Genomic DNA, 21,236 nt, shown 5'->3' with positions numbered 1-21,236 from the left:
CGTCGTCCGTGGGCACGTCGTCCCGCGTCGTCCGTGGGCACGCCGTCCCACGCCGTCAGGCGGGCACGTCGTCCCGCGACCCGCGTGACGGACGCGCGCAGGTGCCTCCCGGCCGGACGCTACTGCAGGGCGGCGGTCAGGCGCGCGATGTTGTCGAGCACCTGGGACCGGCGCGGTCGTTCGAGCCACGAGTCGAGCGTGAGCTCGAAGGACGCCTCCTTGTAGGCGTCCTGGACCTCGCGGAGGGCGTCGACGAACCGGCGGCCGCGCACCATCACCGACACCTCGAGGTTGAGGCTGAAGGACCGCATGTCCATGTTGCTCGACCCGATCACGGACACGTCGTCGTCGATCGTGAAGTGCTTCGCGTGCAGGATCGTCGGTGCGCGGTACAGCCAGATCCGGACCCCGGCGCGCATGAGTTCCTCGTAGTACGACCGCTGGGCGTGCCACGTCATGGCGTGGTCGCCCATCTCGCCGACGAACAGCTCGACCTCGACCCCGCGCTGCGCCGTCGTCGTGATGGCGTAGAGCATCGAGTCGTCCGGCACGAAGTACGGCGAGGTGATCGACACCTTCTCCTGCGCGGCGTAGAGCAGGGCGTTGAAGAGGCGCAGGTTGTTCTCGCCGTCGAAGCCGGGGCCCGACGGGACCACCTGGCAGTCGAGGGCGTCCCCGCGGTCCGCGCGCTGCACGGGATCGCTCTCGCGGAGCAGGAGCTCGTCGGTCTCGCTGTACCAGTCGGTGACGAACAGGGCGTTGAGGCCGGCGACGACCGGGCCCTCGAACCGGGCGAACAGGTCCTTGTAGACCATGCCCCGCTCGATGTGGGACTTCAGGTCGTACGACGGGTCGATCAGGTTCTGGGACCCGGTGAAGGCCACCGACCCGTCGATCACCATGATCTTCCGGTGGTTGCGGAGGTCCGGGCGCTGGAACTTCCCCTGGAGCGGCTGCAGCGGGAGCATGAGGTGCCACTCGATGCCCGCGCGGTCGAGGAACGCGAGGGTGTCCTTGAAGCCCGGGTACCCGCGGCTCGCCCAGTGGTCGAGGAGGAACCGGACCGTGACCCCGCGGGCCTGCGCCCGGGCCAGTGCCTCGAAGTACGGCCGGGTCGTGTCGTCGAGCGTCGCGATGTAGAACTCGACGTGCACGAAGCGCCGCGCCCGGTCGATCTCCCGCGTCATCTCCTGCACCGACTCGTACGAGTCCGGGTAGAGCTCGGCCGAGTTGCCGCCCACGAGGGGCATCGCGCCGAGCCCGCGGTTGAGCTTCGTGATGCTCTCCAGCCACGGCGGCCACGGGTGGTCGCGACGCACGCGCTCGATGCCCTCGGTCTGCTCGAGGATGTACGCGTTGATCTCGGTCTGCTTCTCGCGTCGTGCCCGGGGGAGCTTCGTCGACCCGATGATCAGGAAGACGATGAACCCGATGTACGGGATGAGGAAGATCGCGAGCAGCCAGGCCGTCGCGGTCTGCGGCTTCCGGTTGTACGGGACGTAGATGATCGAGAAGACACGGATCGCCAGGTCCAGCAGGACCAGGAGAACGGTGATCGCGACGCCGAGCCAGTGCTCCACGGGGGCGCTAGCGGAAGTTGATGAACTGCAGCGGCACGTCGAACTCTTCACCCTTGAGGAGCTGGATCGTGTTCTGCAGGTCGTCGCGGCTCTTGGAGGAGACGCGCAGCTCGTCGCCCTGGATCTGGTTCTTGACGGTCTTCGGCGCGTTCGCCCGGAGGAACGCTCCGATCTTCTTCGCGACGTCCTGCTCGATGCCGTTCTTGAACTTCACCTCGATGCGGTACTCCTTGCCCGAGGGGTACGGGTCGCCGGCGTCGAGGCTCTTGAGCGAGATGTTCCGCTTGATCGCCTTGCTCTGCAGCACGTCGAGGACGGCCTTGGCGCGCTCCTCGGAGTTCGCCTTGATGAGCACGTCCTCGCCGCTGAAGGCGATGGACGCGTCGGCGCCCTTGAAGTCGTACCGCTGCTCGATCTCCTTGGCGGCCTGGTTGAGGGCGTTCTCCGCCTCCATCTTGTCGACCTTGCTGACCACGTCGAAGGAACTGTCTGCCATGCCGGACAGCCTAACGGCGCACGCCGGGCCCGGTTCGGTCACTCCCGGCGGCTGTGGACGAGCGCCTCGTCACGTCCCCCTGTGGTCACGAGCACCCTCCGGGATCGGCTATGCTCTTCACCGCGCCTTCGGTTGGTGATCACACCGGCTGGGTGCGCACACGGCAAGTTACCCAAGCGGCCAAAGGGATCTGACTGTAAATCAGCCGGCGTAGCCTTCGGGGGTTCGAATCCCTCACTTGCCACGGTCCGCAACGGATCGAACAGCCCCGTCCGGATCGGACGGGGCTGTTCTCGTTCCACCGGTTGCGATCCCGGCGAGCACGACGTCGTTCGGGCAGGCTGGTCGCATGTCCGACATGCTGACGCCCACGCAGTTCGCCGACCTCGCCGAGTCGATCGCCCGGGAGGCCGCGGCCCTCGCCGCCCGCCGCCGGGCCGAGGGCGTCGAGGTCGCGGACCGGAAGTCGAGCATCGTCGACGTGGTCACGGCCGCCGACCGTGAGGTCGAGGCACTCGTCCGGTCCCGCATCGCCGAGGCGCGACCCGACGACGGCTTCCACGGCGAGGAGTCCGGGTCGGGCGCGGGGACCACGGGCATCACGTGGGTGGTCGACCCGATCGACGGCACGGTCAACTACCTGTACGGCAGCGAGCAGTACGGCGTCAGCATCGGCGTCGTGCGGGGGAGTGCCGACCCGACGACCTGGGAGGCACTCGCCGGGGTGGTCGTGGTCCCCGCGACCGGCACCGTCTTCCGGGCGGCCCGCGGCGAGGGTGCGACGCGCGACGGCGCACCGCTCCGGGTCGCCGCTCCGGCGTCGCTGGCGGAGACGCTCGTCGCGACCGGTTTCGGCTACACGGCCGACCGGCGGCGCGAGCAGGTCGCGGTCCTGGCGGGGCTCATCGGAGAGGTCCGCGACGTCCGGCGTGCCGGAGCGGCCTCGCTCGACTGCTGCGCGGTCGGGGCCGGGACGGTCGACGCGTACTACGAGCGCGGCATCAACCCGTGGGACATGGCGGCCGGTGCGGTCGTGGCGGCCGAGGCCGGTGCGGTCGTCCGCGTGTGGGAGGCCGGCGGCACCCGCTCCTTCCTGTTCGCCGCCCCCGCGGTGGCCGACGAGCTCGAGGCCCTGGTCCGGCGGCTCGAGGCCGACGTCCTCGGGGGCTGACCGCCGACGGCTCTCCCTCTGGGCACTGCACCGACGTGCACCCGACTGGCGGCGCGCGGCGGCCCCTGCTAGCGTGCTGCAGTCCCGTTACCTGCTCGTTACCAACGAGCGCCTCGCGCCCCGATCAGGATCTCCACCGAACACATGCCCCACGCTCCCCGAACGCTCACCTCGCCCGACGTCACGACCGGTCCCCAGCCGGTGGTGCACCTCACCCGACGTGCACGCATCGAAGCGGAGCGACGGGCTGCTGCGGCCGCGGTACAGCCGTCCATCGACGGTCCCGCCGCGCCGGTGACGCCTGCCGCCCCGGTCTCGCCGATCGATCTCGCGCCGGCCTCGCCCGTCCGCCCCGCCCCCTCGGCGGGCGCCGTGACGCCGCCGGCCCCGGTCTCGCCGGACGTGGCGCCGGTGCTCGACGCGGTCCCGGCGGCCGATGCGACGCACACGCCGACGTCCGTCGCCCCGGCGCCCGAGCGGGCGCGTCGCGGGACCGGACGCGCGCCCTCAGCCGACCGACCGCCGCGTGCGTCCCGGGCCGCCGCCGCCGTGCACGTCGACCGGGCCACCCGGCACATCCCGGCCACGCCGAAGGCACCCGCGGCAGCTCCGCACGTCGACCGGGGCGTGTCCTTCCGGCGGACCGCCTCGCGCGTGACGGCCGTCGGCGCACTCCTCTTCGCCGCCGGGCTCGTCGTCTCGACGTCCCTGCCGGCGCAGGCGCTCTGGGTCCCGCCGGCGGACACGACCGCCCTCCGCACGACCGCGGGCGACGCCCAGTCGCTCAGCGTCGGACAGGCCGCCGGCGACGCGGAGACCGCGCGCGACCAGTACTCCGTGACCGCGGCCACGCAGTACGCCAACGTCGACTCGTCCTCGTTCTCCAACGACCCGAACGGCACGATCCAGTGGCCGTTCCTCACGGGGGTCCCGATCACGTCGGGCTTCGGCGGTCGGCAGGTCGAGGGCTGCTCGTTCTGCTCGACGAACCACATGGGCGTCGACTTCGCCCCGGGCGAGGGCACGCCCATCCGGTCCGTCGCCGCGGGCACGGTCATCAAGGTGCAGGCGCACGACGGCGGCTTCGGCAACGACGTCTGGGTGCAGCACGACGTCGACGGCAAGCAGTTCGTCAGCGTCTACGGGCACATGAAGGACGGCACGTTCAAGGTCGTCACCGGGCAGCAGGTCGCCGTCGGCGACGAGCTCGGCGAGGTCGGCTCGACGGGCAACTCGACGGGCCCGCACCTGCACCTGGAGATCCACGTCGACGGTGTCCCGGTGGACCCGCTGACCTGGCTCCGCGCCAACGCGAACTAGCGGGGGAGCGGCGGCACGCCCGGGCGTCACGCCCGGTTCCTGACCACCGCCGCGCGTCTGCTACTCTCGTGTGGTGCCGCCGAGCGGCACTCGCCCCGATAGCTCAGTGGTAGAGCACTTCCATGGTAAGGAAGGGGTCGTCAGTTCAATCCTGACTCGGGGCTCCGACCCGGAGCGGCAGTCGCTCCGGATCTCTGGCGGGGTAGCTCAGTTGGTTAGAGCACACGACTCATAATCGTGGGGTCACGGGTTCAAGTCCCGTCCTCGCTACCACGGGCCCGGCGATCAGTTCGCCGGGCTTTCGTCGTTCCCGGGCGCGTCCGCCCTCCCGCTGCGCCCGGCGCTCCCGCTGCCCGTTCCTTCCCATGACAGGCGCGGTACCGAGCGGAACCGGGCATGCCTGGTCGTCCGTGGCGATCAGGTACGCCCGAATCCGCCGAGTACGCCCGATCTCGCCAGAAGCGCCGGAGCGCTCGGAGACCGCCCGCACTCCCGTGACGACAGCACGGCCGGGCCCGCTCCCGCTGCCCGTTCCTTCCCATGACAGGCGCGGTACCGAGCGGAACCGGGCATGCCTGGTCGTCCGTTGCGACCAGGTACGCCCGATCCCGCCAGGCACGCCCGAACTCGCCAGGGGCGCCGGAGCCGCACAGCGCCGCACCGGCCCGCCCCGCCGCCCCTCAGCGCGTGGGAGTGGTCAGCAGCCCGGCGGCGCGGAGCGCCCGCTCCAGCGTCGTCGAGACCTGCCGCCACGCGGTGCGCCGCCGTCCCGCGCCGATGCTGCCGCCGGACACCGCCGTGGCGTGCTGCGCGTGGCGGAGCGTGATCGTGGTCGAGGTCCCCGTGACGGTCGTCGACAGCTCGTACCGCCGGAACTCCCGCGACGGGTGCACCATCGCCCCGAGCAGGATGGTCAGCAGGCGGTTCCCCGTCGTCGCCGTGATCGTGCCCCCGGTCGACTCGACCCGGTGGCCGCTCTGCCGGAGCGCCGCACCGGCGACCTCCATGGCGGTGCAGCGGTCTCCCGTGTGGACGGCGTACTGCGTCGTGTGCTCCATGTGTTCCTCCCCGAACCCGGAGTCCTCCCCGACCTCCCCCCGGAAGCCGTGCGACGAGCATAGCCGATGCAACCTCACGACCGGGGGCGTGTCGCGGGCGCTCGGTAGACTGCCGTCCGTGTCAGTGAACCCCGAGCTCGTCGGCAGGACGTTCCCGCCGGCCCAGCCCTACCTGGTCGGTCGCGAGAAGGTGCGTGAGTTCTCGCGCGCCGTGTTCGCGACGAACCCGATCCACCACGAGCCCGAGGCCGCCCGTGCCGCCGGGTACGCCGACGTCGTCGCGCCGCCGACCTTCGCCGTCGTCGTGCAGGAGGCCACCCTCGCGCAACTCCTCGCCGAGCCCGACGCCGGCATCGACTTCTCGCGCGTCGTGCACGGCGAGCAGTCCTTCACGTACGACCGACCGATCGTGGCGGGCGACGAGCTCACCGCGACCCTCACGGTGACGAGCGTCAAGACCCTCGGCGGCAACGCCATGGTGACGGCCGAGAGCACGATGGACGACGCCACGGGGGAGCACGTCGTCACGGCGACCTCCACCCTCGTGGTCCGAGGAGACGACGCATGACCGCCGCACCCGCCACCGCGCTCGAGGTCGGCACCGTCGTCGCCGAGCGCGAGGTCCACCTGACCCGCGACGCCCTCGTCCGCTACGCCGGCGCCTCGGGCGACTTCAACCCGATCCACTACCGCGACGACGTCGCCGCGTCGGTCGGGCTCCCCGGCGTCCTCGCGCACGGCATGCTCACCATGGGCCTCGCCGTGCAGCCGGTCGCCGAGTGGCTCGGCGACACCGGGTGGGTCGCGCGCTACGGCGTCCGGTTCACCCGCCCCGTCGTGGTCGACCCGGAGCAGGGCGCCACCGTCGGCGTCGTCGCCAAGGTCGGCACGGTCGACGACCAGGGTCGTCCGCAGCGCATCGACCTGACCGTGACCGCCGCCGGGCAGACCGTGCTCGGCAAGGCGCAGGTCACGGTGGTGTTCCGCTGACCGTGTCGACGCGGTTGGCCGACCTGACCACGTTCCGCGTGGGCGGACCCGCCGCGACGCTCCTGACCGCCGACACGACCGAGGAACTCGTCGCCCACGCGCACACCGCGTGGCAGGACGACGAGTGGCTGGTCGTGGGCGGCGGCAGCAACCTGCTCGTCGCCGACGACGGCTTCGCCGGCACGGTCGTGCTCGTCCGCACGCACGGGCTCGAGGCCGATCCCGACGACGACGGCGTCACCGTCCGCGTCGCGGCCGGTGAGCCGTGGGACCGGTTCGTCGCCACGTCCGTCGAGAACGGCTGGACCGGCCTGGAGGCACTGAGCGGCATCCCGGGCACGGTCGGTGCCGCCCCCGTGCAGAACATCGGCGCCTACGGGGTCGAGCTCTCCGACGTGCTCACCCGGATCGAGTTCCTCGACGCGTCGACGGGGGACCGCGCGTGGGTGGACGCGGCCGAGCTGGCGCTCGGCTACCGCACCTCGACCCTGAAGCACGGGCGGCGCGGGGTCGTGCTGACCGTGGAGTTCCGGCTCGGGGCCGCGGCGGACGCCGGTGTCCCGGTCCGTTACGCCCAGCTCGCCGGGTCGCTCGGCGTCGAGCTCGGCACGCCCGTCGACCCGCTCACGATCCGGCGGACGGTGCTGCGCCTGCGGTCCTCGAAGGGGATGGTGCTCGACGACGCCGACCCGGACACGTGGAGCGCGGGGTCGTTCTTCACGAACCCGATCGTGTCCGCGGCCTTCGCCGAGACGCTGCCGACCGAGGCACCCCGGTGGCCGGCCGGCGACGACGTCAAGCTCAGCGCCGCCTGGCTCATCGAGCACGCCGGGGTGCACCGCGGGTACGCGGTGCCCGGGTCGCGCGCCGCGATCTCCTCGAAGCACACCCTCGCGCTGACGAACCGCGGTGACGCGACGGCTGCGCAGGTCGCGGAGCTGGCCCGCTACGTGCAGGTGACGGTGCTCAACCGCTTCGGGGTATCCCTGGTGCCGGAGCCCGTCGTGGTCGGCGACCTGCTCGCCGCGAGCTGACCACCGGGCCGGTCACGCGCCTCCCGGCAGGACGACGGCGCAGACCGACGGCCCGCCCCCTGCCGGAGGCGGGCCGTCGTCCGTGTCACGCGGAGAAGAACGCCGCCAGGCGACGCACGCCCTCGGCGATGTCGTCGTCGCCCAGCGCGTACGACAGGCGGAGGTAGCCCGACGGGCCGAACGCCTCGCCCGGGACCACCGCGACCTCGGCGTGTTCGAGGATCAGGTCGGCCAGCTCGAGGGTCGTGGTCGGGGTCGTGCCGGCCCACTCGCGACCGAGCAGCGCGGTGACGTCCGGGTAGACGTAGAAGGCGCCCTTCGGCGTCGGCGTGACGAAGCCCGGGATCGCGTTGAGCCCCTCGACGATCGCGCGGCGACGGCGGTCGAACGCCTCGCGCATGGCCGCGACCGGCTCCTGCGGACCGGTGAGCGCGGCGATCGCCGCACGCTGCGACACGTTCGCGACGTTCGACGACAGGTGCGACTGCAGGTTCGACGCGGCCTTCACGGCGTCGGCCGGGCCGATGAACCAGCCGACGCGCCAGCCGGTCATCGCGTAGGTCTTCGCGACGCCGTTCACCAGGATGGTGGTGTCGGCGAGGGCGGGGACCGCCTCGAGGATGCCGGTGAACCGGACGTCGTCGTAGACCAGGTCCTGGTAGATCTCGTCGCTGATCACCCAGATGCCGTGCTCGAGCGCCCACTCGCCGATCGCCCGGGTCTGCTCGGCGGAGTACACCGACCCGGTGGGGTTCGACGGCGAGCAGAACAGCAGGGCCTTGGTGCGGGGCGTCCGGGCGGCTTCGAGCTGCTCGACGGTGACCAGGTACTCCTGGTCGCTGCCGGCGAAGACCTCGACCGGGGTGCCGCCCGCGAGCCGGATCGCCTCCGGGTACGTGGTCCAGTACGGCGCGGGGAGCAGGACCTCGTCCCCGGTGTCGACGACGGTCTGGAACGCCTGGTAGACGGCCTGCTTGCCGCCGTTCGTCACGATGACCTGCGCGGGGTCGACCGTCACGCCGGACTCGCGCGCGGTCTTCTCGGCGACGGCGCGCTTGAGTTCCGGCAGACCCGTGGCCGGCGTGTACCGGTGGTTGGCCGGGTCCTGCACGGCGAGGACGGCCGCCTCGACGACGTGCTGCGGGGTCGCGAAGTCGGGCTCGCCCGCGGCGAACGAGACGACCGGGCGGCCGGCGGCCTTGAGCGCCTTGGCCTTGGCATCGACCTTGAGGGTCGCCGACTCCGCGATCGCGGCGATGCGCGAGGCGATGCGCGGGTGGTCGGTGGTCGCGGACTCGGGGGCGGTGGACTCGGGGCCGGGGGCTGCGGTGCTCACGGTCCCCAGCCTACCGACGCGGCACGCCGTGGCGGGGGCCGAGTGGACAGCGTGTGACGGACTCCCGTACACTCGACCACCGGCGCACGGAACGGTCTCGCTCCGTGCCCCGAGGGGTTCGTCCCCTCTAGGGCGGTGGCTCAATTGGTAGAGCAGCGGTCTCCAAAACCGCAGGTTGCAGGTTCGAGTCCTGTCCGCCCTGCAAGTTCCGGAAGGTGTGAAGTTGGCGAGCAAGGACATGGAGACGACGACGGACGACGTCGTCGCGAAGGCGAAGGCCGACCGCGCCGCGCGCGGAGGGCCGTTCGCCGCCATCGCGCTCTTCATCCGCCAGGTCGTCGGCGAGCTCCGCAAGGTCGTCACGCCGACGCGCAAGGAGCTCTTCAGCTACACCGGCGTCGTGCTCGTCTTCGTCGTCGTCATGATGATCCTCGTCTCGATCCTCGACTTCGTCTTCGGTCTCGGCGTCGGTTACGTCTTCGGCAACGGTCCCACGGTCTGACCCGACGGCGGCCGGCCCGATGGTGGTCGGTCCGACGGCGGCTGGCCTGACCGGATCCCGACAGGAGTACGGTCGCCACCGAGACGTCGACCGATGCGCACCGCTCCGGCCGACCACCCGATCCGCACCACCGAACGGAAAGAACCGCAGTGTCTGACTACTCCCGCGACGACATCGACCTCGCCACGGCTGCCGAGCAGTCCTCCGAGGTCGAGGAGAACCAGGAAGGCGACGTCGAGACCGCAGAGGCCCGTTCGGTCGAGTCCGCCGAGGAGCGTGCGATCTCCGTCGAGGACGAGGACGACGACTCCCTCGGCCTGAGCGACGAGCCCGACGACGGCACGGTCGACACCTCGATCGACGAGGCCCTGACGGCCCTGGCCGAGTCCCGCGACCCCGAGGCCGACGCCGTCGTGGACGACGCGCTCGAGATCGACTCCGCCGACGAGGCCGAGGCCGCCGTCGAGGCGGTCGAGGACGAGGAGGAGTCCGAGCTCGAGGACGCCGCCGCCGCCGAGGCGAACGAGACGCTCGCCGCCGACGAGGCCCTCGATGCAGACGACGCCGACGAGGAGCCCGCCGAGGTCGACCCGTACGAGGCCTTCAAGGCCGAGCTGCGGATGAAGCCGGGCAAGTGGTACGTCATCCACTCCTACGCGGGCTTCGAGCGCCGCGTGAAGTCGAACATCGAGAACCGCATGGTCTCGATGTCGATGGAGGACTACATCTACCAGGTCGAGGTCCCGATGGAGGACGTCGTCGAGATCAAGAACGGGCAGCGCAAGCTGGTCACCCGCGTCCGGATCCCCTCGTACGTGCTCGTCCGCATGGACCTCGACGAGGACTCGTGGTCTGTCGTGCGCCACACGCCGGGTGTCACCGGCTTCGTCGGCAACGCGCACAACCCCACCCCGCTCCGCTTCGACGAGGCGTTCGGCATGCTGAAGTCGCTGGTCCAGGTCGCCGAGGCGGCCCCGACCAAGGGCGGCGGCAAGTCCGGCGGTGCCGTGCAGGCGCAGCCGCAGGCCGAGGTCGACTTCGAGATCGGCGAGACCATCACCATCAAGGAGGGCTCGTTCGCGGGCCTGCCGGGTTCGATCTCCGAGATCAAGCCGGAGAGCGGCAAGCTCACCGTCCTCGTCTCGCTGTTCGAGCGCGAGACCCCCGTCGAGCTCAGCTTCGACCAGGTCACGAAGCTCTAGGTCGTCCCCACCCGTCGACCCGGTCTGGAGGATCGGGTAGACTACTGAGGTTTGGCCCCGCGCGCCCAGCGTGCGGGGCTTCACCGCGGTCCGGATCCGCCGGACCAGCGGGAGAGTGCACGGGACCCCGTGCGTTCGATTCCAGGAGGAAGCACACCATGGCACCGAAGAAGAAGGTCACGGGCCTGATCAAGCTGCAGATCAACGCGGGCGCCGCCAACCCGGCCCCGCCGATCGGTCCTGCGCTCGGTCAGCACGGCGTGAACATCATGGAGTTCTGCAAGGCGTACAACGCCGCGACCGAGTCGCAGCGTGGCAACGTCGTGCCGGTCGAGATCACCGTCTACGAGGACCGTTCGTTCACGTTCGTCCTCAAGACCCCGCCGGCTGCCGAGCTCATCAAGAAGGCTGCGGGCGTGCAGAAGGGGTCGTCGACCCCGCACACGGTCAAGGTCGCGAAGATCTCGATGGACCAGGTCCGTCAGATCGCCGAGACCAAGCAGGCCGACCTGAACGCCAACGACATCGAGCAGGCCGCGAAGATCATCGCCGGCACCGCGCGCTCGATGGGCATCACGGTCGAGGCGTAAGTCTCCGCCTGACCAGGCACACCCCCTCACCCCTTCCGTGGGAGAGCCTCGCCGGCTCGTCAACCACGTAGCTCTGCAAGGAGAACACCATGGCGAAGAAGTCCAAGGCCTACCAGGCCGCGGCCGCGAAGATCGAGGCCGACAAGTTCTACACCCCGAGCGAGGCAGTCGCCCTCGCGAAGGAGACCGGTTCGGCGAAGACCGACTCCACCGTCGAGGTCGCGCTGAAGCTCGGCGTCGACCCGCGCAAGGCTGACCAGATGGTCCGCGGCACGGTCATCCTGCCGCACGGCACGGGCAAGACCGCCCGCGTCATCGTCTTCGCCGTGGGCGCTGCGGCCGAGGCCGCCATCGCCGCCGGCGCCGACGAGGTCGGTGGCGACGAGCTCATCGCGAAGGTCGCCGAGGGCTACACCGCCTTCGACTCCGCCGTCGCGACGCCGGACCTCATGGGCAAGGTCGGTCGTCTGGGCAAGGTGCTCGGCCCGCGTGGCCTCATGCCGAACCCGAAGACCGGCACCGTGACGCCGAACGTGGCGCAGGCCGTCGGCGACATCAAGGGCGGCAAGATCGAGTTCCGCGTCGACAAGCACGCCAACGTGCACTTCGTCGTCGGCAAGGCCTCGTTCACCCCGGAGCAGCTCGACGAGAACATCTCGACCGCGCTCGAGGAGATCGTCCGCCTCAAGCCGAGCGCCTCGAAGGGCCGCTACATCACGAAGGGCGCCGTCTCGACGACCTTCGGACCGGGCATCCCGCTCGACGTCAACGCCATCTGATCCACTGATCAGTCCCAGGAGGCCCGCACCGACCACGGTGCGGGCCTTCCTGCGTTCCCGGGCCCGGGCCGGATAGCGTGGGTGCGTGCGGACCCTCGTGAACTCCCTGCGCCTCGTCGTGGTCATCCTCGTCGTCGTCGCGATCGTGGCGCAGTGGCTCGTCAGCATGCGCACGCCGCAGTACTCGCCGTTCAACTTCTTCGGGTACTTCACCATCCAGTCGAACGTGATCGTGGCGGTCGCCTTCGCCGTCGCCCTCGTGTCCGCCGCCCGTCGGAAGCGCGCCGACCTCGGCGTGAGCCTGCTGCGCGGGGCGGCGACGGTGTACATCGCCACGACGGGCATCGTGTACAACACCCTGCTCACGAACGTCGACGTCTCGACGTCGGTGTCGTGGTCGAACGACGTGCTGCACCGGGTCGTGCCGGTCTGGGTCGTGCTCGACTGGCTGCTCTTCTCCGACCGTGCCCGGCTCCGGCTCCGGCACGTCTGGTGGTTCCTGGTCTACCCGGCCGTGTGGCTCGTCGTCGTGCTGGTCCGCGGCGCGACCGACGGCTGGGTGCCGTACCCGTTCCTGTCGCCGTCCCTCGGCTACGGCGTGGTCGCGCTGTACTGCCTCGGGATCGCGGTGTTCATCGCGCTCACGGGCATCCTCGTGATCGGGATCAGCCGCCTGCGGACCCTGCGGGTCTAGACGCGGAACGCCCGCAGCTTGTCGAGCACCAGGTCGGCGAGCTGGACGAGTCCGCGGATCTGGTCGTCGTCGCGGTCGACCCACCGGCACTCGGGTTCATCGGCGACCGGGACGAACTCGTCGTGACGCTCCCAGACGAACAGGGTGCGGTCGGCGCCGAGCACGTACTGCTGCCACCACACCTGGCGCAGGTAGTGCCGCGGGATGCTGCGCCAGCCCTTGCCGGTGGTCTTGATCTCGGCGAGGACGAGCCGCTGCGAGGCGTCGTACCCGACCCCGTCCGGTGTGGCGAGGTGCGCGCGGTTCGTGCTCGCGTGGAACAGGTGGGCCGAGGGCTCGATGCCGTGCGTCGCCGCGACCCAGGCGGCGATCACCGGTTCGCGGTCCTTGCCGTGCTCGGTGAACGCGTTGCCGGAGAACCGGGAGCCGTAGCGCTTGTCGGCGACGACGGCCTCGACGGCGCGGAGCGAGGCGAGCCGGGCGACGTCGGTCGCGGTGATGCCCATCGCGCGGGCGCGCAGCCAGGCGACGCGGTCCGACGAGTGCGCGACGATGCGGTCGGTGTGCCCGCGGAGCGCGGTGAACGCACCGGAGGCCGCGGCGGACCGCGTACCGGACGTGACCGGCGAGGCGGGCACGGGGCCCTCCTCCAGGCCGGGGTCCAGGTCGCCCCACAGGGTGGGCTGCACGATCGTCACCCGACGATTCTCACCCCGCGCGCCGACACGGTGGTAACCGACGCGCGCTCCTTCCGCCGTCAGGAGACGAGCGCGCGTCCCTCGGCGTACGCCACGAGCTCGTCGACCCCGGCGGGGGAGAGCGCGTAGCCGATCGCCAGTGCTGCCGCGCCCTGCAGTGCGGCGACGGAGCCGGCACGCGACTGCGCGATCACGAGGTGCTCGGTGGCGAGGGGCGTGGAGCGGGCGTAGACGACCTCGCGGACGCCGGCGAGCAGGTGCTCCCCGGCGCGCGTGATGGACCCGCCGAGCGTGATGACCGACGGGTTGACCAGCGACACGCAGGTGGCGAGGACCTCGCCGATGTCGCGGCCCGCCTGCCGCACCGCGCCGATGGCGTCGAGCTCGGCCCGGTTCACCAGGTCGATGACGTCGCCGCTCGTGTGCACGTCGTGGCCCTTCGCCCGCAGGGCACGGGCGATGGCGGGGCCGGACGCCACGGCCTCGAGGCAGCCGGTGTTGCCGCAGTGGCACGGCACGTCCCCGGCGCGCGAGACCCGGACGTGCCCGATGTCGCCGGCGGTGCCCTGCGCGCCGCGGCGGAGCTGGCCGTCCGAGACGATCCCGGAGCCGATGCCCGTGGCGACCTTCACGAAGAGCAGGTGGTCGACGTCCGGCCAGCCGTGCTGGCGCTCCCCGAGCGCCGCGATGTTGACGTCGTTGTCGAGCAGGACGTGGGCCGCGACGTGTCCGCGGAGCCACCCGGGGACGTCGAAGCCGTCCCACCCGGGCATGATCGGCGGGTTCGCCGGGCGTCCGGTGGAGAACTCGACCGGACCGGGGACGCCGATGCCGATCGCGATGACGTCGTCGCGCGACCGACCGACCTCGTCGAGCAGCACGTCCACCGTCTCGACGAGCCACGTGAGCGTCGGGACGGGGCCGGCGGCGATGTCGATGCGGGCCTCGCGCACGGCGAGGGTGGTGGCGGTGAGGTCCGTCACCGCGACGCGTCCGTGCGAGGCTCCGAGGTCGGCGGCGACCACGAGTCGGGCGCCCGGCACCAGCGCGACCCGCGCGGGCGGGCGACCACCGGTGGACGCTGCCGTCTCGACCGGTCCGACGAGTCCGACGTCGATGAGGGCGTCGAGGCGCACGGCGATCGTCGAGCGCGCGAGTCCCGTCAGGGCGGCCAGCTCCGCCCGGGTCCGCGGCACGCCGTCGCGGAGGATCTGGAAGAGCTCGCTCGTCCCGACCGGAGGCGACGCTGCCGTCCGGGTGAAGTCGACCATGCCGGGAGTGAAGCACACATCGATCGCGCCACGCAACGAAGGTTGTCGAGGAGCTCGCAACTTCTGCTTGACCGCCGACAGAAGCGGCCATAGTGTTCCCCTCGATCAGTGACGATCCACCATCTCGACGAGGAGAACCCCTGGTGACCCAACCCCTCTCGGTCCAGCTCTACACGGTGCGCGACGCCCTCTCGGCAGACCTGCCCGGCACGCTCCGCCGCATCGCCTCCATCGGCTACACGAACGTCGAGGCCTTCGGCTACGTCGAGCACGCCGAGGAACTGCGCGACGCCCTGGCCGACGCCGGCCTGCAGGCACCGAGCGGGCACGCCCGGCTGCTGGACGCCGGCGAGCAGGACCTCGAGCGCATCATGCACGCCAGCACGACGATCGGGATGCAGACGCTCATCGACCCGCACATCGACGAGGCCCGCTGGACGACCCGCGAGGACGTCGAGGCGATCGCCCGCGAGCTCAGTGCCCTCGCCCCCCGTGCCGCCGACCACGGGCTCGTGCTCGGCTACCACAACCACGCGTTCGAGTTCTCGAACCGCATCGACGGGGTCAGCGCCTACCAGGTGTTCGCGGACGCCCTGTCCGACGACGTCGTGCTCGAACTCGACACCTACTGGGTCACGGTCGGCGGCGACGACCCGGTCGCGGTCATCGGCCGGTACGGCGACAAGGTGCGGTTCCTGCACGTCAAGGACGGCGACGGCTCGCACGACGACAAGCGGCAGGTCGCCGTGGGCAACGGCGTCATGCCGATCCGGGACATCGTCGCCGCGGCACCGGACGCGCAGCACGTCGTCGAGCTCGACGACCACGAGGGCGACGTCTTCCAGGCCGTCACCGACTCGTACACGTTCCTCGAGGGCGTCCGCGCATGACCGACACCACCACGGCGGCAGCCGAGCAGGGGACGACCACGCAGCGCACCGGTCCGGTCGGGGTCGGCGTCATCGGCGCCGGCGTCATCTCCGACCAGTACCTGTCGAACCTCACCGTGTTCGCCGACGTCGAGGTCCGGTTCATCGCCGACATCGACCTCGACCGCGCGGCCGCCCAGGCCGAGAAGTGGGGCGTCCCCTCGTCGGGCACCGTCGAGCAGCTCCTGGCCGACGACGACATCGAGATCGTCGTCAACCTGACCATCCCCGCCGCCCACGTCGAGGTCGCGCTGCAGGTGCTGGCCGCCGGCAAGCACGTGTGGGGGGAGAAGCCCTACGCGCTCGACCGCACGAGCGCCGCGCAGCTCCGCGACGCCGCGGCCGCTGCAGGCAAGACCGTCAGCGTCGCACCGGACACCTTCCTCGGTGCCGGCCTGCAGACCGCGCTCCGCACGATCCGCGACGGCCGGATCGGCGCCCCGCTCAACGGTCTGACGCTCTTCCAGAGCCCCGGCCCGGAGTCGTGGCACCCGAGCCCCGAGTTCCTGTTCGCGTACGGCGCGGGTCCGCTGTTCGACATCGGCCCGTACTACATCACCACGCTCGTGCAGGTCTTCGGTCCGGTCGAGAAGGTCACGGCCACCGCGTCGAAGTCCCGTGCCACGCGCACGATCGGCTCCGGCCCGAAGGCGGGCACCGAGTTCCCCGTCGACGTGCCGACGAACCACTCCGCGCTCATCCAGTTCGCCAGCGGCGCGAGCGCGCAGAGCGTGTTCTCGTTCGAGTCCGACCGGGGCCGGACCGGCTTCGTCGAGATCGCGGGGGAGCAGGGCACCGTCGTGTTCCCGGACCCGAACGACTTCGACGGCGACACCGAGCTCTACGCGCACGGTGCCGACGGCCCCGAGACGATCCCGGCCGTCGGGTCGACGTACACCCGCGGGACGGGCGTGGTCGACCTCGCCCGCTCGATCCGTGCCGGGCGGGAGAACCGGGTCCCCGGTGCCCTCGCCTTCCACGTCCTCGACGTGATGGTCTCCATCGCCGAGGCCGCCGAACGTGGTGAGACCGTGCTCGTCGAGAGCACGGTCGAGCCCTCCCCGACCCTCCCCGAGGGTTGGGACCCCGCGGAGCAGACCCTCTGACCCGCCCGCGGACCGCACCGTCGCGGTCCGCACGCGGGACCGGCTGCACCCCGCACCCGACACAGCAGCACCACCCTCAGCACCATCTCAACGACGAGAAAGTAGAGAGTCATGCGCACTGCCATCCGCGCACTGGCCATCACCGCGGCCGCGGCACTCACCGTGACCGGTCTGGCGGCCTGCTCCTCCGGGTCGTCCGGATCCTCCGGCGACTCGAAGACGCTCACGTACTGGGCGTCGAACCAGGGCACGTCCCTGCAGAACGACAAGGAGGTGCTCACCCCCGTCCTCGAGAAGTTCACCAAGGAGACCGGGATCAAGGTGAACCTCCAGGTCATCGGCTGGAACGACCTGCAGACGAAGATCACCACCGCCGTCACCTCGGGCCAGGGCCCCGACGTGGTCAACATCGGCAACACCTGGGCGACCTCGCTCCAGGCCACCGGCGCCTTCCAGGACTTCGGCGACTCGGAGATGCAGGCGATCGGCGGCGCCGACAAGTTCGGCAAGGTCGCGCTGTCCACCGGTGGCGCTCCGGGCAAGACCGTCACGAGCGTCCCGCTCTACGGCCTCGCGTACGGGCTCTACTACAACAAGCAGATGTTCAAGGACGCCGGTCTCGAGGCCCCGACCTCGTGGGAGGACCTGACGGCGGACGCGAAGAAGCTGACCTCGGGTGACACCTACGGCTTCACCATCGCCGGTGGCTCGTACACCGAGAACGCGCACTTCGCGTTCATCAACTCGGCGCAGAACGGCGGCGAGTGGTTCGACAAGGACGGCAAGCCGACGTTCACCCAGAAGGCGAACGTCGACGGCATCAAGCGCTACCTCGACCTGATGCAGTCGGACAAGGTCGTCAACACCTCGAACGCCCAGTACGACAACGGCACGCAGGCGGTCTCGGACTTCGCGAACAAGAAGGCCGCGATGATGCTGACGCAGAACAACGCCAACGCGACGATCACGTCGAACGGCATGTCCGCCGACGACTTCGGTGTGGTGCCCTTCCCGGCGCCGCAGGGTGCGGAGGACATCGCGTCCTTCCCGGCCGGCATCAACCTGTCGATCTTCAAGAACACGAAGAACAAGGACGGTGCGCTGAAGTTCGTCAAGTTCATGACGAGCGAGGAGACCCAGACCACGCTCGACAAGCCGTACTCGGCACTGCCGGTGCTCGCCTCCGCTGCCGACTCGGTCACCGACGAGCAGACGAAGACGTTCCTCGACATCTACAACAACAAGGCGAAGCCGCTCCCGCTGGTGCCCGCCGAGGACCAGTTCGAGTCGACGGTCGGCAAGGCGATGAACGACATGTTCGCCAAGATCGCGACCGGCGGCACGGTGTCGGACAGCGACATCAAGACCGCGCTGCAGACCGCGCAGGACCAGGTCTCGCAGTCGGTCGGCTAGTCGGCCTGGAGGCCCGGGTCGCGTCCGCCAGGACGCGTCCGGGCCTCCTCCTCCCGCACCCGGCCCCGTGCCGGGGGTGAGCGCATCGGCTCACGCACGCCGCGCCTCCCGACCGCTGCCACGGTCCCGGGTCGCGAAGCACCGATCCCCCTCCTGCCGGAAGGCCCCCACCCATGACCACCTCGGTCCTGCCCGAATCCGAGCGCATCGACCTGACCCGCACGAAGGCCCCGACGCTCTCGGGGCCGCAGCCGGGGCGCAAGCCCAAGCGCCACTGGTTGCCGTACGCGCTGGTCGCGCCCGCGATCCTCTTCGAACTGCTCATCCACATCGTGCCGATGCTCACCGGCATCTGGATCTCGTTCGTCCAGCTCACCAAGTACTTCATCGCGAACTGGGGCGCAGCGCCGTTCGCGGGCCTCCGCAACTACTCGGTCGCGGTCGACTTCGACCAGGCGATCGGCCAGGGCGTCCTCAACTCGTTCCTGATCACCTGCGGCTACACGATCATCGTCGTGGCGCTCTCGTGGACCTTCGGCATGGCCGCCGCCGTCGCGCTGCAGAAGCCGTTCAAGGGACAGGGGCTGTTCCGCACGCTGTTCCTCGTGCCCTACGCACTGCCGATGTACGCCGGCATCATCACCTGGAAGTTCATGCTCCAGCGCGACTCCGGCGCGGTGAACCACGTCCTCGTCGACCAGCTCGGGCTGTTCGGCGGACAGGGCCCCTTCTGGCTCATCGGCAGCAACGCGTTCGTCTCGGTCGTCGTCGTGGCGATCTGGAAGACGTGGCCGTTCGCGTTCCTGATGCTCATGGCGGGTCTGCAGTCCGTGCCGAACGACGTCTACGAGGCCGCCTCGGTCGACGGGGCGAAGGCGTTCCGGCAGTGGCGCTCCATCACGCTCCCGATGGTCCGTCCGGTCAACGTGACGCTCGTGCTCGTGATGTTCCTGTGGACGTTCAACGACTTCAACACGCCGTTCGTGCTGTTCGGTTCGACCGCGCAGCCGCCGGCCGCCGACCTCCTCAGCTTCCACATCTACAACGCGTCGTTCATCACCTGGAACTTCGGCTCCGGGGCCGCGATGAGCGTCCTGCTCCTGCTCTTCCTGCTCATCGTCACCGGCATCTACCTGGCCGTGACCAACCGGAGGTCCGTCCGTGCGTGAGACACTCGGCGCCAAGTCGTTCAAGATCGTCACGATCGTCCTGCTGACGCTCTTCACGGTCGTCCCGCTCTACGTCATGGTCACCACGGCCATGAAGCCGCTCGGCGACGTGCAGAACAACTTCACGTGGATCCCGACGAACATCACCTTCCAGCCGTTCATCGACATGTGGTCGACCGTCCCGCTGGCGAAGTACTTCGTCAACTCGCTCGTCGTCTGCACCGTGGCGACCGTCTTCTCGCTCATCATCGCGACGTTCGCCGCCTACGGCGTCTCGCGGTGGAACTTCAAGGGCAAGAGCACGTTCACCACGGCGGTGCTCTCGACGCAGATGTTCCCCGGCGTGCTGTTCCTGCTGCCGCTGTTCCTCATCTTCACGAACCTCGGCAACGCGCTCGGCATCCAGCTCGTCGGCTCGTGGCTCGGCCTGATCATCACCTACCTGACGTTCACGCTGCCGTTCTCGATCTGGATGCTCTCCGGGTACTTCGAGACGATCCCGCGCGAGCTCGACGAGGCCGCGATGGTCGACGGCTCCGGCCCGATGGGAGCGCTGTTCCGCGTCATCCTGCCCTCGGCCCGCCCGGGCCTGGTGGCCGTCGGGATCTACTCGTTCATGACGGCGTGGGGCGAGGTGCTCTTCGCCTCGGTCATGACGAACGGCGACGGGCAGCTGCTCGCGAACGGCCTGCAGCAGTACTCCACGCAGACGAACGTGTACTGGAACCAGATCATGGCGGCGTCGCTCGTGGTGTCGATCCCGGTCGTGGTCGCGTTCCTCATCGTGCAGCGCCAGTTCGTGGCCGGCCTGACCGCGGGTGCGGTGAAGTAGGCGGAGGCTGCGTGCCCGAGGCTCGGCTCGGCGGACATCTTCGCGGCGACATGCCCGCGAAGATGTCCGCCTGTCCGAGCCTCGCCCGATCGACGACCGACAGGATGGACGCATGACAGGGGACCGCGGGCGCCAGCTGCTGCCCGGACAGACCAGCCGTGTGCACGTGTACGACGTCGCGTCGCGGACGAGCCGGCTCGTGTTCGAGTCGCGCTCGGTGCTCGTGGAGGCACCGAACGTGCGCGCGGACGGCACGCTCGTGCTGAACGGGGACGGAGACCTCTGGCTCCTGACGCCGCCGGCGCCGGGCAGCGGTACCGTGCTCGACGAGACCGCACTCGTGCGGGTGCCGATGCCCGGGGTCGACGAGATCAACAACGACCACGTGCTCGACCCCTCGGGGGAGTCCGTCGTGGTGAGCGCCCGCGACGGCGAGCTGTACCGGGTGCCCCTGCCCGACGGCGGGGCGGCGGACCGCATCACCGACACCGCCGCCGTGCTGCCCGTGGTCCGGAAGTACTACCTGCACGGCGTGGCCCCGGACGGCTCGGCGCTCGCCGCGATCGTGGGGGAGCGCACGCCGGAGGGCGTCTGGACGACCGACGTCGCCCTGGTCGACCCGGCCTCGGGGGCGACGACGTTCCTGACGCGCGACGAGCACCCCGACGACGGCTGCACCGTCGTGGGGGACGTCGTCGTGTTCAACACCGAGCGCTTCACCCCGGGGACGGCGCAGCTCGCGTGGCTGCGACCGGGGGCCGGCGACGCCGTCGTGGACACCCTCGTCCAGATCACCGGGGACGACCGGGTGAACTGGTTCCCGCACGTCTCCCCGGACGGGGCGCACCTGCTCTACCTGTCGTACGAGCCGGGCGTGCAGGGTCACCCGGCCGACCACCGGGTGGAGCTGCGCCTGCTCCCGGGGTCGCTCGTCCGCGGCGCACGGATCGCCGTCGTGCCGGAGACGCTCGTCGCGCTCGACGGCGGACAGGGCACCGTCAACGTGCCGCCGTGGTCGCCGGGCTCGCGCTGGTTCGCGTACTGCGACTACCCGGTCGCCTGACGC

The 21,236-nt window shown here is 70.6% G+C and carries 22 protein-coding genes and 4 tRNA genes; 20 read left to right on the top strand and 6 right to left on the bottom strand.

What is annotated here, in order from left to right:
• Positions 1 to 119: 119 nt before the first annotated feature.
• A complete protein-coding gene (gene cls, locus AB0N84_RS04705; protein WP_069712129.1) occupies positions 120 to 1,580 on the bottom strand; it encodes a cardiolipin synthase in 1,461 nt (486 codons plus the stop codon).
• 7 nt (positions 1,581 to 1,587) lie between these two features.
• Complete coding sequence (locus AB0N84_RS04700; RefSeq protein ID WP_069712130.1) at positions 1,588 to 2,076, bottom strand: YajQ family cyclic di-GMP-binding protein; 489 nt, start codon at positions 2,074 to 2,076, stop codon at positions 1,588 to 1,590.
• 162 nt (positions 2,077 to 2,238) lie between these two features.
• Between AB0N84_RS04700 and AB0N84_RS04695 the strand changes: the two genes are divergently transcribed.
• The 5 genes from AB0N84_RS04695 to AB0N84_RS04675 all read left to right on the top strand — a co-directional run bounded on the left by AB0N84_RS04695 (position 2,239) and on the right by AB0N84_RS04675 (position 4,840).
• Positions 2,239 to 2,320: transfer RNA gene (locus AB0N84_RS04695), tRNA-Tyr, on the top strand.
• Between the two features lie 105 nt (positions 2,321 to 2,425).
• A complete protein-coding gene (locus AB0N84_RS04690) occupies positions 2,426 to 3,247 on the top strand; it encodes an inositol monophosphatase family protein (RefSeq protein WP_182045968.1) in 822 nt (273 codons plus the stop codon).
• 144 nt (positions 3,248 to 3,391) lie between these two features.
• Positions 3,392 to 4,567, top strand: a complete 1,176-nt coding sequence (locus AB0N84_RS04685; RefSeq protein WP_363544067.1) for a M23 family metallopeptidase — start codon at positions 3,392 to 3,394, stop codon at positions 4,565 to 4,567.
• A 92-nt stretch (positions 4,568 to 4,659) separates the two neighbouring features.
• Positions 4,660 to 4,731 (top strand) — tRNA-Thr (locus AB0N84_RS04680).
• A gap of 32 nt (positions 4,732 to 4,763) precedes the next feature.
• A tRNA-Met gene (locus tag AB0N84_RS04675) sits at positions 4,764 to 4,840 on the top strand.
• Positions 4,841 to 5,247: 407 nt separating this feature from the next.
• Here the strand turns inward: AB0N84_RS04675 and AB0N84_RS04670 are convergent.
• The gene (locus AB0N84_RS04670; RefSeq protein WP_182045970.1) at positions 5,248 to 5,625 is read right to left on the bottom strand and encodes a hypothetical protein; all 378 of its coding nucleotides are present in this window, start codon (positions 5,623 to 5,625) and stop codon (positions 5,248 to 5,250) included.
• A gap of 118 nt (positions 5,626 to 5,743) precedes the next feature.
• Here AB0N84_RS04670 and AB0N84_RS04665 point away from each other — a divergent pair, with 118 nt between their 5' ends.
• The 3 genes from AB0N84_RS04665 to AB0N84_RS04655 are packed head-to-tail and all read left to right on the top strand — an operon-like array spanning position 5,744 to position 7,649.
• The gene (locus tag AB0N84_RS04665) at positions 5,744 to 6,193 is read left to right on the top strand and encodes a MaoC family dehydratase N-terminal domain-containing protein (protein ID WP_083263847.1); all 450 of its coding nucleotides are present in this window, start codon (positions 5,744 to 5,746) and stop codon (positions 6,191 to 6,193) included.
• The gene (locus AB0N84_RS04660) at positions 6,190 to 6,615 is read left to right on the top strand and encodes a MaoC/PaaZ C-terminal domain-containing protein (protein ID WP_182045971.1); all 426 of its coding nucleotides are present in this window, start codon (positions 6,190 to 6,192) and stop codon (positions 6,613 to 6,615) included. The genes AB0N84_RS04665 and AB0N84_RS04660 overlap by 4 nt, the downstream gene beginning before the upstream one ends.
• A gap of 14 nt (positions 6,616 to 6,629) precedes the next feature.
• Positions 6,630 to 7,649: a UDP-N-acetylmuramate dehydrogenase gene (locus tag AB0N84_RS04655; protein WP_363544064.1), complete on the top strand. Its 1,020-nt coding sequence runs from the start codon at positions 6,630 to 6,632 to the stop codon at positions 7,647 to 7,649.
• An 85-nt stretch (positions 7,650 to 7,734) separates the two neighbouring features.
• Here the strand turns inward: AB0N84_RS04655 and AB0N84_RS04650 are convergent, their stop codons facing one another.
• Positions 7,735 to 8,985 carry a pyridoxal phosphate-dependent aminotransferase gene (locus AB0N84_RS04650; RefSeq protein ID WP_289457404.1) on the bottom strand — a complete coding sequence of 417 codons (1,251 nt, stop codon included), beginning with the start codon at positions 8,983 to 8,985 and terminating at the stop codon, positions 7,735 to 7,737.
• A 129-nt stretch (positions 8,986 to 9,114) separates the two neighbouring features.
• Here AB0N84_RS04650 and AB0N84_RS04645 point away from each other — a divergent pair.
• The 6 genes from AB0N84_RS04645 to AB0N84_RS04620 all read left to right on the top strand — a co-directional run bounded on the left by AB0N84_RS04645 (position 9,115) and on the right by AB0N84_RS04620 (position 12,752).
• Positions 9,115 to 9,187 (top strand) — tRNA-Trp (locus tag AB0N84_RS04645).
• Positions 9,188 to 9,208: 21 nt separating this feature from the next.
• Entirely contained in the window at positions 9,209 to 9,487 is a 279-nt protein-coding gene (gene secE, locus AB0N84_RS04640) for a preprotein translocase subunit SecE (protein ID WP_363544062.1), read from the top strand.
• A 149-nt stretch (positions 9,488 to 9,636) separates the two neighbouring features.
• Positions 9,637 to 10,689 carry a transcription termination/antitermination protein NusG gene (gene nusG / locus AB0N84_RS04635; RefSeq protein ID WP_182045973.1) on the top strand — a complete coding sequence of 351 codons (1,053 nt, stop codon included), beginning with the start codon at positions 9,637 to 9,639 and terminating at the stop codon, positions 10,687 to 10,689.
• Between the two features lie 158 nt (positions 10,690 to 10,847).
• A complete protein-coding gene (gene rplK / locus AB0N84_RS04630) occupies positions 10,848 to 11,279 on the top strand; it encodes a 50S ribosomal protein L11 (RefSeq protein WP_017888638.1) in 432 nt (143 codons plus the stop codon).
• A gap of 89 nt (positions 11,280 to 11,368) precedes the next feature.
• Positions 11,369 to 12,058 carry a 50S ribosomal protein L1 gene (rplA, locus tag AB0N84_RS04625; RefSeq protein ID WP_069712137.1) on the top strand — a complete coding sequence of 230 codons (690 nt, stop codon included), beginning with the start codon at positions 11,369 to 11,371 and terminating at the stop codon, positions 12,056 to 12,058.
• An 85-nt stretch (positions 12,059 to 12,143) separates the two neighbouring features.
• Positions 12,144 to 12,752 (top strand): Pr6Pr family membrane protein, encoded by a 609-nt coding sequence (locus tag AB0N84_RS04620; RefSeq protein WP_363544059.1) that lies wholly within the window; start codon positions 12,144 to 12,146, stop codon positions 12,750 to 12,752.
• On the opposite strand, the gene AB0N84_RS04615 is transcribed toward AB0N84_RS04620, so the two are convergent.
• Both AB0N84_RS04615 and AB0N84_RS04610 read right to left on the bottom strand, forming a co-directional pair.
• Entirely contained in the window at positions 12,749 to 13,450 is a 702-nt protein-coding gene (locus tag AB0N84_RS04615) for a YqaJ viral recombinase family protein (protein ID WP_363544057.1), read from the bottom strand. The two genes, AB0N84_RS04620 and AB0N84_RS04615, sit on opposite strands and share 4 nt — an antisense overlap.
• 59 nt (positions 13,451 to 13,509) lie before the next feature.
• Positions 13,510 to 14,721 (bottom strand): ROK family protein, encoded by a 1,212-nt coding sequence (locus AB0N84_RS04610; RefSeq protein ID WP_182045976.1) that lies wholly within the window; start codon positions 14,719 to 14,721, stop codon positions 13,510 to 13,512.
• 143 nt (positions 14,722 to 14,864) lie between these two features.
• On the opposite strand from AB0N84_RS04610, the gene AB0N84_RS04605 reads away from it, so the two are divergent.
• From AB0N84_RS04605 to AB0N84_RS04580, 6 genes are all read left to right on the top strand, one after another.
• On the top strand, positions 14,865 to 15,611 hold the full coding sequence (locus tag AB0N84_RS04605) for a sugar phosphate isomerase/epimerase (protein WP_182045977.1): 747 nt from the start codon (positions 14,865 to 14,867) through the stop codon (positions 15,609 to 15,611).
• Positions 15,608 to 16,756, top strand: a complete 1,149-nt coding sequence (locus tag AB0N84_RS04600) for a Gfo/Idh/MocA family oxidoreductase (protein ID WP_363544054.1) — start codon at positions 15,608 to 15,610, stop codon at positions 16,754 to 16,756. Before AB0N84_RS04605 ends, AB0N84_RS04600 begins: the two co-directional genes overlap by 4 nt.
• 111 nt (positions 16,757 to 16,867) lie before the next feature.
• Entirely contained in the window at positions 16,868 to 18,169 is a 1,302-nt protein-coding gene (locus AB0N84_RS04595; protein ID WP_182045979.1) for a sugar ABC transporter substrate-binding protein, read from the top strand.
• A gap of 173 nt (positions 18,170 to 18,342) precedes the next feature.
• A complete protein-coding gene (locus tag AB0N84_RS04590) occupies positions 18,343 to 19,338 on the top strand; it encodes a sugar ABC transporter permease (protein WP_182045980.1) in 996 nt (331 codons plus the stop codon).
• Positions 19,331 to 20,170, top strand: a complete 840-nt coding sequence (locus AB0N84_RS04585) for a carbohydrate ABC transporter permease (RefSeq protein WP_182045981.1) — start codon at positions 19,331 to 19,333, stop codon at positions 20,168 to 20,170. The genes AB0N84_RS04590 and AB0N84_RS04585 overlap by 8 nt, the downstream gene beginning before the upstream one ends.
• Before the next feature lie 112 nt (positions 20,171 to 20,282).
• On the top strand, positions 20,283 to 21,233 hold the full coding sequence (locus tag AB0N84_RS04580; RefSeq protein WP_363544051.1) for a biopolymer transporter Tol: 951 nt from the start codon (positions 20,283 to 20,285) through the stop codon (positions 21,231 to 21,233).
• The last annotated feature ends 3 nt before the right edge of the window (positions 21,234 to 21,236 follow it).

The organism is Curtobacterium sp. NPDC089185, from assembly GCF_040685235.1.
Taxonomy (GTDB): domain Bacteria; phylum Actinomycetota; class Actinomycetes; order Actinomycetales; family Microbacteriaceae; genus Curtobacterium; species Curtobacterium citri.
This window is presented reverse-complemented; position numbering and strand designations above follow the sequence as displayed.